Origin of the sequence: Haloarcula sp. R1-2, assembly GCF_011627385.1 — an archaeon.
GTDB lineage: Archaea > Halobacteriota > Halobacteria > Halobacteriales > Haloarculaceae > Haloarcula > Haloarcula marismortui.
In genome coordinates this window covers 855,532-871,381 of record NZ_JAANTG010000001.1, presented here as the reverse complement: position 1 = coordinate 871,381, position 15,850 = coordinate 855,532, and the positions used below count along the sequence as shown (strand labels likewise).

The 15,850-nt window shown below is 62.9% G+C and carries 15 protein-coding genes; 7 read left to right on the top strand and 8 right to left on the bottom strand.

Annotated features, from left to right (window positions below):
- Positions 1–14: 14 nt before the first annotated feature.
- Both G9C82_RS04350 and G9C82_RS04345 read right to left on the bottom strand, forming a co-directional pair.
- Complete coding sequence (locus tag G9C82_RS04350) at positions 15–287, bottom strand: hypothetical protein (protein ID WP_004962897.1); 273 nt, start codon at positions 285–287, stop codon at positions 15–17.
- Entirely contained in the window at positions 284–1,837 is a 1,554-nt protein-coding gene (locus tag G9C82_RS04345) for a Na+/H+ antiporter NhaC family protein (RefSeq protein ID WP_127013464.1), read from the bottom strand. The genes G9C82_RS04350 and G9C82_RS04345 overlap by 4 nt, the downstream gene beginning before the upstream one ends.
- 330 nt (positions 1,838–2,167) lie before the next feature.
- Here G9C82_RS04345 and G9C82_RS04340 point away from each other — a divergent pair, with 330 nt between their 5' ends.
- The gene (locus G9C82_RS04340) at positions 2,168–2,920 is read left to right on the top strand and encodes an IclR family transcriptional regulator (protein WP_004962892.1); all 753 of its coding nucleotides are present in this window, start codon (positions 2,168–2,170) and stop codon (positions 2,918–2,920) included.
- Between the two features lie 105 nt (positions 2,921–3,025).
- Here the strand turns inward: G9C82_RS04340 and G9C82_RS04335 are convergent, their stop codons facing one another.
- The gene (locus G9C82_RS04335; protein WP_127013463.1) at positions 3,026–3,772 is read right to left on the bottom strand and encodes a helix-turn-helix domain-containing protein; all 747 of its coding nucleotides are present in this window, start codon (positions 3,770–3,772) and stop codon (positions 3,026–3,028) included.
- Positions 3,773–3,906: 134 nt separating this feature from the next.
- Between G9C82_RS04335 and G9C82_RS04330 the strand changes: the two genes are divergently transcribed.
- Both G9C82_RS04330 and G9C82_RS04325 read left to right on the top strand, forming a co-directional pair.
- On the top strand, positions 3,907–4,950 hold the full coding sequence (locus G9C82_RS04330) for a DUF1611 domain-containing protein (protein WP_011222904.1): 1,044 nt from the start codon (positions 3,907–3,909) through the stop codon (positions 4,948–4,950).
- Complete coding sequence (locus G9C82_RS04325; protein WP_127013462.1) at positions 4,947–6,026, top strand: dipeptide epimerase; 1,080 nt, start codon at positions 4,947–4,949, stop codon at positions 6,024–6,026. Before G9C82_RS04330 ends, G9C82_RS04325 begins: the two co-directional genes overlap by 4 nt.
- A gap of 43 nt (positions 6,027–6,069) precedes the next feature.
- Here the strand turns inward: G9C82_RS04325 and G9C82_RS04320 are convergent, their stop codons facing one another.
- On the bottom strand, positions 6,070–7,188 hold the full coding sequence (locus tag G9C82_RS04320; RefSeq protein WP_174789832.1) for a polymer-forming cytoskeletal protein: 1,119 nt from the start codon (positions 7,186–7,188) through the stop codon (positions 6,070–6,072).
- 174 nt (positions 7,189–7,362) lie between these two features.
- On the opposite strand from G9C82_RS04320, the gene G9C82_RS04315 reads away from it, so the two are divergent.
- Positions 7,363–8,199 (top strand): hypothetical protein, encoded by an 837-nt coding sequence (locus G9C82_RS04315; protein WP_127013461.1) that lies wholly within the window; start codon positions 7,363–7,365, stop codon positions 8,197–8,199.
- A 22-nt stretch (positions 8,200–8,221) separates the two neighbouring features.
- Here the strand turns inward: G9C82_RS04315 and G9C82_RS04310 are convergent, their stop codons facing one another.
- Complete coding sequence (locus G9C82_RS04310; protein WP_127013460.1) at positions 8,222–9,682, bottom strand: trehalose-6-phosphate synthase; 1,461 nt, start codon at positions 9,680–9,682, stop codon at positions 8,222–8,224.
- Positions 9,683–10,011: 329 nt separating this feature from the next.
- On the opposite strand from G9C82_RS04310, the gene G9C82_RS04305 reads away from it, so the two are divergent.
- Entirely contained in the window at positions 10,012–10,704 is a 693-nt protein-coding gene (locus G9C82_RS04305) for a 6-hydroxymethylpterin diphosphokinase MptE-like protein (protein WP_127013459.1), read from the top strand.
- A gap of 15 nt (positions 10,705–10,719) precedes the next feature.
- On the opposite strand, the gene G9C82_RS04300 is transcribed toward G9C82_RS04305, so the two are convergent.
- On the bottom strand, positions 10,720–11,718 hold the full coding sequence (locus G9C82_RS04300) for a TIGR04024 family LLM class F420-dependent oxidoreductase (protein WP_127013458.1): 999 nt from the start codon (positions 11,716–11,718) through the stop codon (positions 10,720–10,722).
- A 251-nt stretch (positions 11,719–11,969) separates the two neighbouring features.
- Between G9C82_RS04300 and G9C82_RS04295 the strand changes: the two genes are divergently transcribed.
- Together G9C82_RS04295 and G9C82_RS04290 are read left to right on the top strand one after the other, a co-directional pair.
- Entirely contained in the window at positions 11,970–12,302 is a 333-nt protein-coding gene (locus tag G9C82_RS04295) for a multidrug efflux SMR transporter (protein ID WP_049919248.1), read from the top strand.
- A gap of 108 nt (positions 12,303–12,410) precedes the next feature.
- Positions 12,411–13,091, top strand: coding sequence for a haloacid dehalogenase type II (locus tag G9C82_RS04290; RefSeq protein WP_127013457.1), 681 nt, complete (start codon positions 12,411–12,413; stop codon positions 13,089–13,091).
- An 86-nt stretch (positions 13,092–13,177) separates the two neighbouring features.
- Here G9C82_RS04290 and G9C82_RS04285 read toward each other — a convergent pair whose 3' ends face one another.
- The gene (locus G9C82_RS04285; RefSeq protein WP_127013456.1) at positions 13,178–15,415 is read right to left on the bottom strand and encodes an amino acid permease; all 2,238 of its coding nucleotides are present in this window, start codon (positions 15,413–15,415) and stop codon (positions 13,178–13,180) included.
- Positions 15,412–15,843, bottom strand: coding sequence for a universal stress protein (locus tag G9C82_RS04280; protein ID WP_007188347.1), 432 nt, complete (start codon positions 15,841–15,843; stop codon positions 15,412–15,414). The genes G9C82_RS04285 and G9C82_RS04280 overlap by 4 nt, the downstream gene beginning before the upstream one ends.
- Positions 15,844–15,850 lie beyond the last annotated feature (7 nt).

The following is a 15,850-nucleotide window of genomic DNA, read 5'->3' as shown; positions in this document are numbered from 1 at the left end:
TCTCTGTGGCACTCCTAGAACGACCCTTGAGACAGCGTCTTTCTGTGAGTGACACGGCCGCGGTGCTCGCCGTCGTCGAACGATTCGACCTTCGCGAGCACACGACAGCCAACGATATCTGCCTCGCCGTTTTCGAAGTGAAGGCGAGTCTCGCCGACCTGTGCGACCAACTCGCCGGATTCCTCGTCGAGTTCGGTGACGTACACTTCTATCTCTTCGCCCGCCTCGAACGTCGGCGTGGTCGACCTGAAGGACATCCCGGTGAGGAACTTGCTGAACATACTCATAGACGGGTCACATCCTTGGATTTGCGGTCAGTGGTGTACTCGAGCCCGAAGCCGGTCAGCGCGGAAACGAGGAATACGCCGAACAGGAACCAGCCGTGGAAGACGTACGGCCACACCTGCACGGGGTTGACAATCATCGCACTGGTGAACCACTCGTACTGTCCCGGGAGACCCTGTAGCGTCGCGAAGCCGATGAGGACGCCACCGCCCCACGGGAAGATGTATCCGAGTGCCGAGGTGTTCGCGTCGAGGATGTTCGCCCGGCGGTAGCTGTTGATATTGTACCGCTGGCCGATGCGGGCGATGTACGGCGCAATCGCGATTTCTGCCGCCGTATTGATCGTGATCATCGAGTTGACGAGGGCGGTGCCGACCACCATCGTCGTCTCGGCCTTTCGAACGCCCGTTGCGACGTTTTTGAGGAGCCATTCCTGTATCGCTTCGAAGCCACCGCCGCGGATCATGATCTCCGATCCGGCGACGATGAGCAACACGAGAACGATTAGCGGGAAGAAGCCAGCTGCACCGTTGTAGATCGAGCCGGTGACACCGGCGTTCTCTGCCGCAACGACTTCAGCGATTGGCAGTCCGCCGGCCCAGCTCGCGGCTGCTGACGTTTCGGGAACCTTGAACAGCAACACGTCACTCAGCGGTGCGAGACCGAAGACGACGTTGAACACAACCGCAACGATGAGTCCCCACGAGATCGCTTCGACAATGTGTCGACCCATGACTGCCGTCACGATGACGACGAGCATGGAAATGAGATGCAGCAGTCCGGCTGGTTCGCTGTTCTGGACGAACAGGTCCTGTGCTTGCTGGGAGATGTCCAGCCCGGCCATCGCGTTTCCGGCGAAAACGTACGCCGCAAGCGCCAGTACTGCCGCAACAACGGCGTACTTGAACCGCGACGCGACGACGCCGCCAATATCAGCGTCTTGGGTCACCGCGCTCACGATCGTCGTATCGCTGACTGGCGCGAGGTTGTCCCCGAAGACGGCCCCGGAGAGAATTGCCCCGAACAGCAACACCGGGTTCGCACCGAGCAGGATACCAGCCGGGAAGAACAGCGCCGAGAAGGCGACTGCTGCGCCGTAGCCGGTTCCGATACCGGTCGTGAACAACGCTGCGAGGATGAACGTGGCGGCCGGGAACAGCGCGCCCCCGACGTCGGCCGCGTTCGCTGCCCAGACAAGCCCGCCGACGAAGCCGCCTGCCTGGAGCGTGTTCGAGAACATCCCTGCCCAGAGCCACGCGACAACTGCTGTCGCGGCGACTCGCTTCGTCATCCCATCGAAGATGGTGTTCGCGTAGTTCTTCCAGTCCCCTTTGGCGAAGAACATCCCGACGATGAGCGCCACGAGCATTCCCGCGACGAGTCCAGTCGTATCCCCGATACCGAACAGGCCACTCTGGACAATCGCCCACAGGATAAACAACCCTATGGGAATAACACTCATCCACCGTCCGCCGTAGAACTCGATTGCTTCGACATCCGGGCCGGAGATCTCTTCGATCTCTGTCCCATCGCCACTATCCGTGTCTGACATACATTCTGTGCCTCGTCAGATACACACGCAAAAGTTCATGATAATAGCTAACTCACCGGTAACAAATCATTGGAGCCGCCTCTGGTAAAGTCTCATCTCGTCACGAGCGCTGTAAATATATAAAAGTCCACTTCTACTGGATTTTGGGAGACGTATCGACCCTGTATATAGCCCAAATTGAAGGGAGAGATACTAATTTCATGCACATTTCTGCAAAATATAACTCATAGTAATCAGACACCCAATAGACATCATATTCTGGAATAATATTCACCGAATCTGTTCCACTATGACCGGACTTTTTTATATCGGTATCAAGTTCACAGTAGTATGGATAGCTCTAGCGGTCGTCGTCTCCAGACGACCGAAACCTCCCTCGCAATCATCGATGCGGTAAACGAGCTGGGGGAGGCTCGAATGAGTGAGCTTGCGGACCGGCTGGACCTCTCGACGAGCACCATTCACGTCCACCTCAAGACACTTCTAGACCAGGAGTATCTGGTCAAACGAGGCGAGCAGTACCGACTCGGCATGAAGCTGTTCCATCTCGGGGAAGGCGCTCGAACCCGGAACGAGTGGTACGAGGTCGCCCGTCGCAAAACACACGAACTCGCCGATAGCTGTGGTGAGGAGGTCACGTTTGCCATCGAAGAGTACGGGCGTGCGATAACGCTGTTCAACGTCGTCGCTAACGTCCCGTCGAAAGGGTTCCAGGTGGGCCGGTACTACTACCTGCACAACTCGGCAGTCGGGAAGGCGATCCTCGCCGCGTTGCCGGAGACCCGAGTCAACGAGATTCTCGACCGGTGGGGACTGCCCGCTGAGACCGAGTACACGGTCACCGACCGAGAAACGCTTCTGGAAGACATCGCCCGCACGGAAGAGCGCGGGTACTCGGTGAACGACCAGGAGGCAGTCGAGGGGCTTCGGTCGGTCGGCGTGCCGGTCACCGCCCCACACGGCGGCGTTCTCGGCGCACTCGACATCTCCGGCCCGCTGTATCGGCTGCCGCCGAACGATGAACTCGCATCGATGCTGCAGGACGTTGTCGATGAACTGGAGTCGGAACTCGGGGTACAGTAGCGCTCAGTCGCGCCTGTCGTCACAAGCGAGGAGCAGCTGTGTGACGCCGATTCTGTGACCACAGACGTGCCAAATCAACGTACGGCCTGCGCGGCTCTACTGCCATCAGTCTCGGTCAGTGCCGCTGGGACCGAGAAGCGTGGCCTCGACCTTCCGGAGATGTTCGTGAAACGTCGTCTTCGCGATACCGAGTTCGTCGGCTAGCTCACTTCCGCTTACCGCTCTCGGGTAGTCGTAATAGCCGCGTTTGCGGGCTAGTTCGAACACTTCCCGCTGCCTGTCGGAAAGTTGCCGGACAGCCAGTCCGTCCCGCTCCCTGCTACCGGTGGTCGCCGACGTGATCTGTGTGACGGTTATCGTCGCGTCCTTCTGTGCGCACACGGCGTCGAGTTTCTCCTGTATCGTCGCTCGCGATTCGTCGATAGCGACTGTCCAGTACTCGGTTCCGTCGCGGATTCGGATCGGCTCCTGATTCATGAACCCGTGTGAGACCAGCGCGTCGTGGATGCTCTCTTCGGGGCCGTATTCGACGAGGAGCGTCCGCGTCGCTTTGTTTACCGGTGCTGATATCCCGCCGAAACTACGGCGGGTATCCATTTCCGTGACTGCATGAGTGTGGTCCGACGCTCGGGTCGCCGCAACGAGCGCCTCGACCACGGCTGCCGACTCAGCGTATGCGACGACGTGGGCCTTGACCTTCCCGTCGACTAAGTACGCAGCGTTGACCAGCAGTCTGGCCGCAGTGGCCGCCGTCACTTCCCGCATCCAGCAGTCAGGATGCTCCAGTTCGAGCGTCAACTGGAGGCCGCCGCTGGACGGAGCAGCGGTCATATCGGAGCTGTCAGTGTCCATTCTTTCTGGGTTCTGGGACGTGGTCTCGCTCGCCTGTTCTCGCTCTCATTACGGGTTGTCGTCCTCCACCGACGGTAACGATGCCACACATGTAAGGCTCTGGTTTGTCAGTCACGCCCGCGGTGTGCATCAGTATGGACTTGCGGCGAAAATACGACGAAGACACGCCCGCCATTGTACTCGCAGAGGGGGAGTTCGGACACCCGGAAGGGAAGACGGCCAACGGTATCGTTATGCACGGAGAGCTGTTCGACGTGCAAGCCGTCGTGGACTCGACGTGTCCAAGCTCCTACGCCGGCGCGGCTCTCGATTGGTCGGCTGCTGACGACGTGCCGGTCGTCGAAACCGTCACCGAAGCGCTGAATCAGGCTCCGGACGCGGCCGTCCTTGTCATCGGTGTCGCGCCCGCTGGCGGTGACCTTCCAGAAGCGTGGGTTGAGGCCATCCAGCGCGCGATGGAGCGCGGCTGTGATGTTGTCTCTGGCCTGCATGTCTTCCTGAGTGAGCGCCCAGTCTGGACCGAGCGCGCCCAGCAACACGGTGTCGACCTCGTTGATGTCCGGAAACCACCGTCCGTATCTGACCTGACCCTTGGTGATGGTCGCGGGGACGAGGCCGACGCAGATGTCGTCCTGACGATGGGGACCGACTGTGCGGTCGGGAAGCGAACGACGACATTCGAACTGTACCGTGCGGCGACCGAGGCCGGACTTGACGCCGGCTGGGTCGCAACGGGTCAGACCGGCATCCTCGTCGGCGCGGACCGCGGTGTCGTCATCGACCGGGTTCCGGCTGACTTCGTCTCGGGCGTCGTCGAGGACATGGTGCTCGATGTCGCAAGGGACCACGATATCGTGTTCGTCGAAGGACAGGCCGCCCTCACGCACACCGCATACGGTGGCGTGACGCTTGGGTTGCTCCACGGAGCGGCCCCCGATGCAGTCGTGCTAGCCGACGACCCCTCGCGGAAGGCCCGGTCCCACTTCGACGACCTCACCGTGGCCGGCGTCGAGGCCGAACGCCGCGCAATTACCGACCTCACAGAAACGACAGTCGCCGCCCTCTCCACGTGGGGCGACCCGGAGGCGGAAACCGCCAGAACAGGGCTTCCGGCGGCGAACATCTACGACGATGACGGCCCGGAGACACTCCTTGCGGCCGTTCTGGGGGCGCTATGACTCGTATCGAGCGCGTCTCCGCCGAACCGCTTGAGCACGAACTCGATGAGCCGTTCGGAATCTCACTCGGAACCCGAGAGAAAGCACGGAATCTGGTCGTTGCAGTGGAGACTGACTCAGGTATTGTCGGCCACGGGGAAGGGTCCCCGTTACCGCCAGTGACTGGCGAGACGCAGGCAGCTGCCGTGGCGACTGCTCGGTCGGTAACGTCGATGCTTGAGGGGGCTCCACTCGCTGACTACCGCGAACTTGTCGGCGAGGTGCGGGCCGCAGTGCCCGGAGCGGTTTCGGCGCTGTTTGCTGTCGAGACGGCACTGCTCGACGCCTACTGTCGCGACCGCGGTATCCCGCTTTCGGAACTGTTCGGCGGCGCGCCGGCCTCAGTTACCACCGACATCACCGTTCCGATAGTTACGCCTGACGCGGCAGCCGAACGAGCCACGCGTGCCGCGGCTGCGGGCTTCGACCACATCAAGATCAAGACCGGCGGGGCCATCGACGACGACGTTGCCCGAACGGTTGCGGTCGCGGACGCTGCACCCGACGCGACGATTACGGTGGACGCGAATCAGGGCTGGACGCCGAAGGCCACAGAGCAGTTTGTCGACGAGGTGACGGCGGCCGGGGTTGACCTCGCCCTAGTCGAACAGCCGACGCCGAAGGACGATATCCGCGGTCTCGCGAGGACCCGCGACAGACTCTCGGTCCCCGTCGCCGCGGACGAGGCCGTATTCACGCCGGCGGATGCGACCGCTGTGGTTCGTGACGGGGCCGCCGACGTGATCAACGTCAAACTCGGAAAATCAGGGCTCCTCGGGGCAGCGGCGATTGCGGCCATCGCTGAGGCCGCTTCCCTCGATTGTATGCTCGGCTGTATGCTCGAAGGCGCAACCGGGATTGCGACGAGTGCCCACCTTGCCGCTGGGCTCGGTGCCTTCGACTACGTCGACCTCGACGGCCACCTGTTGTTTGAGGAGTGCCCGCCATCGATGTCGTCGGGTCCGCGTATCGATATCGACGGGCCGGGACACGGCGTTTCACCGCCGGCGGCTGTGTCAGAGGCGACTGAGAACTGAAGCTGCGTGGCTCGATTTCACACGCAAAATAGCGTCCGAGCGCTTACTCTGCGGACTCTGCTGCCTCTTCGACGTCGGGACTGTCCTCGGACGTATCGTTGCTAGTCGCTCCGTCTGTATCTCCGTCGTCGGTTGTCGCACTGTCCACAGTGGCAGGGTTGTCGTCGGCTGTATCGGCCGCCGGCTCGGTATCGTCAGAATCGCTCCGTTCGATGGCTGGCTCCGTAGTGTCAGTGTCAGCTTCGAGCGATTCGGCCATCTCCGCCATTGCTGCAGCGGACTCGTCCGGCCGGTCTAGCACTGTCTCAGTGTGCATCCGCATCTCCTCGCTGGCCCGGATTGTTCCGTCCACCGTCGCGTTCTCGTGGAGTTCGACGGTCGTCCCGGAGATATCGCCCCAGACCTTCGCGCCCGGGCCGACGCGGACGGTGCCGCTGCGGGTCGTTACATCCCCTTTGATCTCCGTGCCCCGGCCGACCACGATATCGTCTTTCGCGCGCAGGCTCCCGAAGACGACCGTATCACGGCCGACTTCGAGGGACTTCGCGCGGATGTTGCCGTGGAGTCGGCAGTCGTCGCCGACCGTCGCCGGCGTCGAGACGCGCCAGGCGTCGTCCGAGACGCTCGCACCGCGTGGAATCAGAACCGGGTCGTGCTCGTCACTCCCGTCGTCTAACATCTCGTCGATTACCTCTTCGGCCGCGTCTTCCTCGCCGATGCGGAGGAGCTGTGAGAGATAGACAAACAGGAAGACGATGGTCGGCATCGGGTTGCGGATGACGATCCAGCCGTTCGCCTCGAACCCGTTCTCGATGTCCACGTCGTCGCCGATATCCAGGTCGCCAGCGACACGGAGTTCGCCGCCGATATGTACCCGTTCGCCGATGTAGGCGTCCTCGCCGACAAGCACGTTGTCCGCCACGTCGCACCACATATCGAGCCGACAGTCACCTTCGGCTTCAATGTGGCCGTCAAAGCGGACTCGCTCGTCGGCGATGACTGTCCGCCCGCGCACGCCGAACTCCACGGTCGACTGGCCGCCGACGATGACGTCACCGTCAGTCACCAGGTCGTGTTCCTCGACAGTCGTCCCGTCAGGAATGTCGAGTTCGGACAGCGGGTCGGAGCCGAGAGGCACGGTTTCTATAGCGGTTTCGTTCATATTAAACCCTCATGACGTGCATGACGGGCGTCTGACGCGGGTCAGACGGGAACGGCATCGCCGCGGTTTCGCGCTGGCGGCACAGTCAGTGGCGGGGTATCGAATCTCGACGATAGGGGAACGTGACAGCTGAGCGGCCATAACGAACTAATTCGCTGCTACAGTGACTCCAGTATGTTACTCGAACGCCGCCACCTCTCGCTTGCACTTGTGGTGCTATTGATAGCATCCGCTGGCTGTAGCGGGCTGTTCGGCTCTGAAACGGGCACGGGCACATCTGAGACACCGACCTCGGCTGATGCCAACGGCCCCGCACCCGGTTCGTCCGGCTTCGACGCGGGGGCCATCGAACGTGGACACTTTGAGACGCTGTCGAACTCGTCGCTTACCACCTCGCTGTCGTTCCAGCTTTCGACAGTCCGGGACGGGAAGAACCGGTCGGTGTTCATCAACCGAACCGTCGCTATCGACCGTGAGAGCGACCGGTCGCTGGCCAGCGGTGAACTGGTGCAGGCCAGCGGTGACACGCTGGCAACGACGACCTACACCGCCGACGGAACTACCGCTGAGCGGCGAGTCCTCGCCCGCGGTGAGGAGGAGATGACGGACTACCGCTCCGCATCACCGCCGTACGACGGGCCGGTCCAGCCGGTCAACGAAAGCAGCGTCATCGACCGCTCACTGCTCCAGTCGCTCGGGTCGGACATCAACTGGACCTACGCCGGAACCGAGACGGTTGACGGTGACAGCGTCTCGCGGTTCGAAGCGACCGGGAGCAACGTCACTGGCTTCGCGGCCGACAACGCTGTCTCGACGAACGTCTCGGCCAACGGGACGACGGACACGGCCAGTGCAACGGTTCTCGTTGATGGGGACGGCGTCGTCCGGTCGTTCCAGTACCGGGTGACCACCGAGCGGGACGGCCAGCCGGTGACGGTGACGCTGTCGCTCTCTGTCTCGCAGGTCGACGACACCACCGTTGCGGAACCGGACTGGCTGGCGAACGCGTAGCGCCGGTAACCGACGGCAAAGACTACAGCGACTGCCCGGCGCTGAACTGTCTGGCGACCCACTCTGCACTGTCGAGCGTCTCGACGCTGTGCTGCAGGCGCGAAAGCCGGTCACTGGTTTCAGCTTCGTCCAGTTCCAACGCCCGCTCGATGGCGTCCGCAATCGCCTCGATGTCGTGTGGATTGACCGTCAGCGCGCCGTCGAGATGGGTCGCCGCGCCAGCTAGTTCGCTCAACACGAGCGCCCCATCGCCATCGGTACAGGCGACCGGGTACTCGTGGGCGACGAGGTTCATCCCGTCGCGGTGGGGCGTCACGACCGCGACCTCTGCGGCCCGGTACAGCCCGGCGAGCGTCTCGTTGTCGAGGTTGGCCTCGGTGTAGACGATGGGTTGCCAGTCGTCGGTTCCGAACCGGTCGTTGACGCGTTCGATGGCGTCGACGACGTCCGCTCGGTACCGTCGGTAGGCGGCGATTCCCTCCCGTGTTCGGCTCGCCTTCTGCACGTACGTGAATTCTCCTCGCAGGTCCGGCCGCCGGTCCCAGAGGTGTGCCAACGCCTCAATCCGCTCGGGGATGCCCTTCGAGTAGTCAAGCCGTTCGACGCCGAGCGCGAGACGGATTGACGTGTCCGAGCGGCTGCCGCCCAGTACGGTATCCCGGATACTGGCCACATCAGTGGCCCGCGCTCGGTCCCGAACCCCCCCGACGTCGATACCCAGCGGGTTCGCGACGGCGCGCGTCCTGTCACCGTCGCGAGTAACTGTCCCGCTGTCCGTGTCGACGGTCACCGCAGGGAACGCGCTGTCGACGCAGTGCAGGAACTGCTCGGCGTACCCTGCCGTGTGAAAACCGATGATGTCGCAGGCCAGCAATCCGTCAAGCAGCGCGTCGCTGTGGGGGCAGTGCCGGAACACCGACGGCGCGGGCCAGGGGATATGCCAGAACTGCAACAACGTCTCATCTGGCCGTCGCTCCCGGACCAGTCTGGGCGCGAGCGCCAGGTGGTAGTCCTGGAACCAGACCGGCTGGCCCGCATCGGCGACCGTATCGACGGCCTCAGCAAACTGCTCGTTGACGGCGCGGTACTGCTCCCAGTAGGCCGGCTCTGCCCATATTCGACCCGTATCCTCGTGGCAGAGCGGCCAGAGCACCTGGTTGGCGTAGCCGTAGTAATAGCCCTGCACCGCCGCGTCGGAGAGCGGGACGCGTTTCAGGTCATACGCGGGGTCCGATGGCGGTACTTCCACGATGCCTTCGTCGGCGACGGCCATGTCGGCGTCGCCGCTACCCCAGGCGACCCAGGTACCGCCCCGTGACTGCATCACCGGGTCGAGTGCGCTTGTCAGGCCACCGGCTGCGGACTGGACCTGTATCTCGCCGTCGTCGTCCCGCTCGTGGCTATACGGTTCGCGGTTCGAGACGACCACGAGCGAGTCCGGAACTGCATCGTTCTGCGCGTTTCCTGACACTCCCGGGCCCATTTGCCGCTGGTAAGGACTGCCCCGTCTTGAGGCTGTCGTGGAGCGCTGGCGTAGCGACATAGCGTAACAAGTCATCGCTGCCTGTGAAGCCCGCCATCTGTGTCTGACGGTAAGAGAAAACTTATACCGGAGGCCTCGAAAGAAAAGGGTGAAAGCCGAAAGGGCACCCGGGTAGGGGTACACGGACGTGCCATTTCGGCTCAACTCGGTTTATCTGGACACGAATTCGGCAGCGACAGCTACGCTGTGGGGCATTTGTGTGTGGGTGCGATATGACTGGCTCGGTGAACAAGACAGAAACACGCCCCCCGCGTAGTGCGTGACGAGAAATGGAATTTCGCACCTGGGAACCAGTGTACGAGGCTATCCTCGACGACTTCGGCTACCCTCGTGACGGCGACGAGCGCGCCTGTGACCGCTTCGTCGAACTGCTCGGTGACGACAGGACGTACGACCCGGCGAGTCTTGGACTCGACGGTGCAACGGTCGCCGTCGCCGGGGCCGGCCCGTCGCTCGAATCCGAGGCCGACCGGGCAGCCGACGCCGATATGGTCCTCGCGGCCTCCACGGCCGCCGACCGCCTCCGGGCGGAAGGCGTCGCCATTGACTGCATGGTCACGGATCTGGACAAGAACGCCGACACCGGGCGGGAACTGACAGCTGCCGGGACACCAGTCGTCGCCCACGCTCACGGTGACAACATCCCCGCACTGGAAACACACATTCCGGCCTACGACAGCGAGTTCGTTGTGCCGACGACACAGGCGGCCCCTGCCTCGCCGGTCCGCAACTACGGCGGCTTCACTGATGGCGACCGTGCTGCGTTCTTCGCGGACCACTTCGGTGCTGCCTCGCTGGTGTTCCCCGGCTGGGACTTCGAGGACCCGTCTGTGACGGCCGAAAAGCGCCAGAAACTCCGCTGGGCCGAGCGCCTGCTGCGCTGGCTGGAACAGCGCCGCGGCGAGCGATTCGACGTGCTTGACGGCCGACGCGACGATATTGAGCCGGTCGCTACCGACTGAAACCGCCTCGCAGACTCAGGGCGCTAACACGTCGATGGTCGTGTCGATAGTGTCTCGTTCTGCAGCGCGGGGGAACGAGATGTTGATTGCGTCCACGCCATCGATGTCCTCGAACTGTGCGATGCGGTCGCGACAGTCCTCGGGCGTGCCGGCAACGGCAATGCTGTCCAGTAGCTCGTCGCTGATGGCATCGACGGCGGCCCCCTTGTTGCCCGACCCCCACTGCTCAGCGATTTCGTAGGCGGTGTCCTCGTATCCCTGCCGGGCCAGCGCGTCGCGGTAGAAGGTCCCCATCCCGCCGATGTAGAAGGCCACGTGCTGACGGGCCAGTTCCCGGGCCTGCTCCCGGTCGTCCATCGCACAGCAGGTCAGCGACAGCGTCACCCGCTGGTCGGCGCGGTCGCGGTCGCCGAGGTCCGCGCCGTGCTCGAAGTCTTCCAGCCGGTCCCGCAAGCCGTCCGCGGTCAGCATGAGTGCGTGCCAGCCGTCGGCGAAGCGACCGGCGAGTTCGACTGATTTCGGCCCGAGACCGCCAGCGTCCACGGGCGGCGCGGATTCGGGCGGGTCACAGCGCAGTCGGAACCCGGACAGGGAAAAGATGTCCCCGTCGTAGTCGACGGTCTCACCGGAGAGCACTAATTTCATGATGTCGACGGTCTCCCGCGTGTACTTGAGCGGGCTCTCGAACTCACGGCCGTGCCAGCCCTCGATGACGATAGGCCCGGAGGGTCCGACGCCGGCGCGGAAGCGGCCGTCCGAGACTTCCTGTAACGTCGCCGCGGTCTGGCCGAGCAGCGCCGGCGACCGCGAGTACACGTTCAGAATCGAGGAGCCGAGGCCGACCGTCGACGTATGTTCGGCAATACTGGTCAGCGTCGTCACCGCGTCCCGCCCCCACGTTTCCGGGAGCCAGACCCGGTCGTAACCTCGGTCCTCGGCCTGCTGGCTCATCCCGACGAGCGTGTCGACCGACGGCTGGGCTGCGACCGGGAGATACACGTCTCGCGCTGTCATCTGTCGCCCTCCACGCGTTGTGCGGTGACCGGGCAGACTCCTGTTAGCGACTGGAACATATGTATCTGAGACATGGCTCGCAGTGCGGCCGCACGGGAGATAAAGCCACATGAGAGGGGGAGTGTCGCCCGTTGTCCGCGGTTTATTGACAGGGAGGTGACCGGGTTGGCAGCGTTTCGGGAGAGGAGACTGCGGACCTGACGGCAGCCGAAATGTATATTTTCTGTCCACAATTCTCGGCGAGTGAACCCGTGAATCCCTATGCCCTCCTCGGAGCCGCGATTGTGTCCGAACTGCTCGGGACAACGTCGCTGAAACTCTCGGAAGGCTTCTCACGCCCTGTCCCCAGCCTCGGGGTCGTCGTCGGCTACGGCCTGGCGTTCTATCTGGTGTCGCTGACGCTTGAAGACCTCCCCATCGGCGTTGTCTACGGCACCTGGGCCGCGCTGGGAATCGTCGGTGTGGCCGCAATCGGAATTGTCGTGTTCGACGAGCCTATCGACCTCCCCGGTGCTGTCGGCATCCTGCTCATCATCATCGGTGTGTACTGTGTCAACGTCCTCTCGGAGATGTCTGCGCACTGAGCGGGACCCGGTCACGACACGCCCAGCGTCGAGAGCGCGCTCGTGCCTGACGGCTGTGTGCCTGACTCGGCGACCGGCTATATGAGGCACCCGGTTCTACGGGTGCCTATGCCGTTCGACCCGGACCGCGTGACGACGATCACATTCGACTCGTACAGCACCATCGTCGACGTTGAGGCCGCCCAGAAAGCCCTCGCCGACCGGGTAGACGACCCCCAACCGGTATCCCGGCTCTGGCGCTCCCGCTCGCTGGCGTACACGTTCCTCGCGAACCAGATTGACGCTTACAAGCCGTTCTACGAAATGAACCGCGATGCGCTCCAGTACGCGGTAGATGCTCACGGTGTCGACATCACGACCGAAGAGCGCGACGAGATTCTTGCCGTCTACCACGAACTGGACGTGTTCGACGACGTTCGTGACGGCATGAACAAACTCTACGACGCCGGCTACGACCTCTATGTCGTCTCGAACGGCAACCCCGAGATGCTCGACTCCATGGTTGACTTCGCCGGTATCGGCGGCCTGCTCGAAGACACCGTCAGCGCCGACGAGATCCAGACGTTCAAGCCAGCAGCAGAGCTGTACCGTCACGCAGCAGAGAGAACGGGGACCGAGATCGAGGAGATTGCCCACGTCACTGCGGGCTATTTCGACGTGTACGGGGCGATGCACGCCGGGATGCAGGGTGTCTGGGTGAACCGCGACGACGGGCCGTGGGACGCCTTCGCCGGCGAGCCGGACTTCACTATCGGGTCGTTCCACGATCTTCACGACGAACTGATGTGAAGCGTCGAAAAGGCAATTCGCGGTTCTGGTTCGGTGGTTACGTCAGGAGATAACGTCGCAGGCGTCTCAGGGAAAATACCGGCTACTCAGAACAGTCGCTCAATCAGGCCACGGTCGCGGCGTTTCTCCGTCAGCAGGACCGAACACTCCACGTCGTCGACAACGTCCAATACGAGCGATTTCGAGACGAGTCGGCGAAGCAGACCCTCCTCGGTCGCGCCGATGAGGAGGAGCGTTGCATCGGTGGCAGCGTTCCGGATAGCAGTCTCGACATCCCCGGACTTGACGAGGCGATCTGCGTCTTCCAGCCCCTGCTCGGCTGCCCATTCTTCGAGGAATCGCTCGCCTGCCTCGCGGTCATCGTCGACGTTGAGCAGCGTCACGTCGGAACCGTATTCGGACTGCAACAGTTTCGCGATGGCGGCTGACAGCTCGGAGTCCGGTCCACCGGCTGTCGGGAGCAGGATGCGAGAGGGGTCGAACCCGCGGTCACGGAGCACGAGGAAGTCACAGGGGACTGTCTCTGTGAGTTCGTCCATGGCAGACTCCGCCCGCCCGGGCGAGCCGTGCGCGTCTGGCCCCCATCCCATCACGACGAGGTCCGCCGTCTGTGTGCGGGCGGCGTCGAAGATAGCCTCGTAGGACTTGTGCGAGAGGATCGTGTGTGTTTCGACATCGACGCCGAACGTCTCGGCGTCCTCGCGGGCGTTATCGAGCAGTTGCTGTGAGCTCTTGTCGATCTCATCGGATCGGTCGGCGGCAGCCGAAAGCGCCGTCTGGTCGGGGACGGTGACGATGTGGGTCGCGATTACGGTTCCGCCGCGCTGTTTGGCGATGGCGCTGGCGAGCGTGATGAGTTCCTGTTCGTGTGCGGGATTTGCCAGTGGGACCATCACGCGATACTGGCCGCCGTCGGGCTGGACGCCGGCAGCAGCACTAACGGCCGCGTCGGGCATCTCGTCGGACTGTGAAATGATGTGTTTCGACAGAATTCCCTGTTTTTCTGTACGCGAACGGGCGTAGAAGCCGTACCACAGTATCGCCGCGGCGGCGATACCGAACGAGAGCAACAATGCGTCTCCGGCGACGAACACCAGTAGTGCGAAGGAGAGGACGACACCGAGAACCGGTAACAGGGGATACAGCGGCACCACGAAATCCGGCGTGTACTCCTCCGGGTTCACGTACCGCATGACGATGAGTGCGACGTTGAGCAATCCATAGATGATGAGATGCAGTCCCGACGCAGCGCCCGAGAGCAGCGTCAGATCCCCGATCACGATAAACAGGAGAATCAGGCCGCCGGTAATGCCGATTGCCCTGTACGGCGTCCCGTAGCGGGGGTGTATCTCGTTGAGGGCCGGCGTGACGATCCGGTCACGCCCCATAGCGAAGTTGATACGCGAGGACGCGAGGATAGAGGCGTTGGCGCTAGACGCTGTGGCGAGCAAGCCGCCGAACAGGAGTGCACCCCCCATTGCGGCCCCCTGAATGTAGTCCCCGACCTCGACGACGGCGATTGGGTTCTCGGCATCGGAACTGATGATGTCCGCGATGAACCCCTGCGGGACGGCCGCGCTCATAATCACGAGGACGAGCGCGTAGATGACGGTCACGATGACGACGCTGCCGATGACTGCCCGCGGAAGGTTCTTTCCGGGGTCTTTGATCTCCTCGGCCACGCTCGTAATCTGGACGAATCCGAGATAGGAGACGAAGATGAGTCCCGTGGTCTCCAGAGTCGTAACCACGTCCGTCGCGGCCGGGAGGTTCGACGGTTCTGCCCGGAGCGTCCCGAGGAACGTAAACACGGTGAGGATACCGATAAGCAAGACGACGATGATGTTCTGCAGCCGGCCGGTCTCTTTCGCGCCGACGTAGTTGATGAGAACGAAGAAAGCGCCGCCGGCGAGTGCCACCAGTTTTACGACGGTAATCGATACCGGGCCGACTCCGACGCTACCGCTGAGACCGAATATTCTGGCGATATATCGGCCGAACCCGACCATGTAGAAGGCGCTGGCGAAGGCCAGCCCGAGCCAGTTGGCCCATCCGGCGACCGACCCGAATATGGGGCCGAGCGCGTGGTTGACGTAGTAGTAGGCCCCGCCCGAACGCGGCATCGCAGTGCCGAGTTCGCTGGCCGACAGTGCCGTGAACATGGCGATGATGCCGCCCAGTACGAACGCTACCGACGCGAGTGACCCGGCCTTGAGGATCGCTTCTCCCGGTAGGACGAAGATGCCAGCACCGATCATCGTCCCGACACCGATGGTCAGGGCCGCCAGTGGCCCGAGGTCCTTGGCAAGGTCCTCCTCGCTCATGTCTCCTCCTCTCGGGGCAGCGCGATGACGGGACGGTCCGCCCCGGTCACAAGTTTCAGGGAGATATCACCGGAGAGAAACTGCATGAGCCGGTTCCCGCCACGGGACCGATAGGCGATGGCGCTGGCGTCCACCTCGTCGGCTGCCTCGAATATCTTCGCCGCGATATCTCGACCGTAGGCGGTGTGGTCGTCGGCGTCAGGGAACACGGACCGGACAGCGGCGTACGATTCCTCGGCTAAGTCTTCTGATTGTTCGACCGGTGTCTTGTCAGGGACGCCACCGCCCTTTTCGACGACGTGAAGCGTGGTCACGCTACTCGGTTCGTACGGTTCAAGCGCCTTCGCTGTCGCCAACGCATCGTCTGCATTGGCGACAGGGAGAACTACGTGGTCGAGGATATCCCTGTCCGTGGACTCACTGCTCATGGTGGTG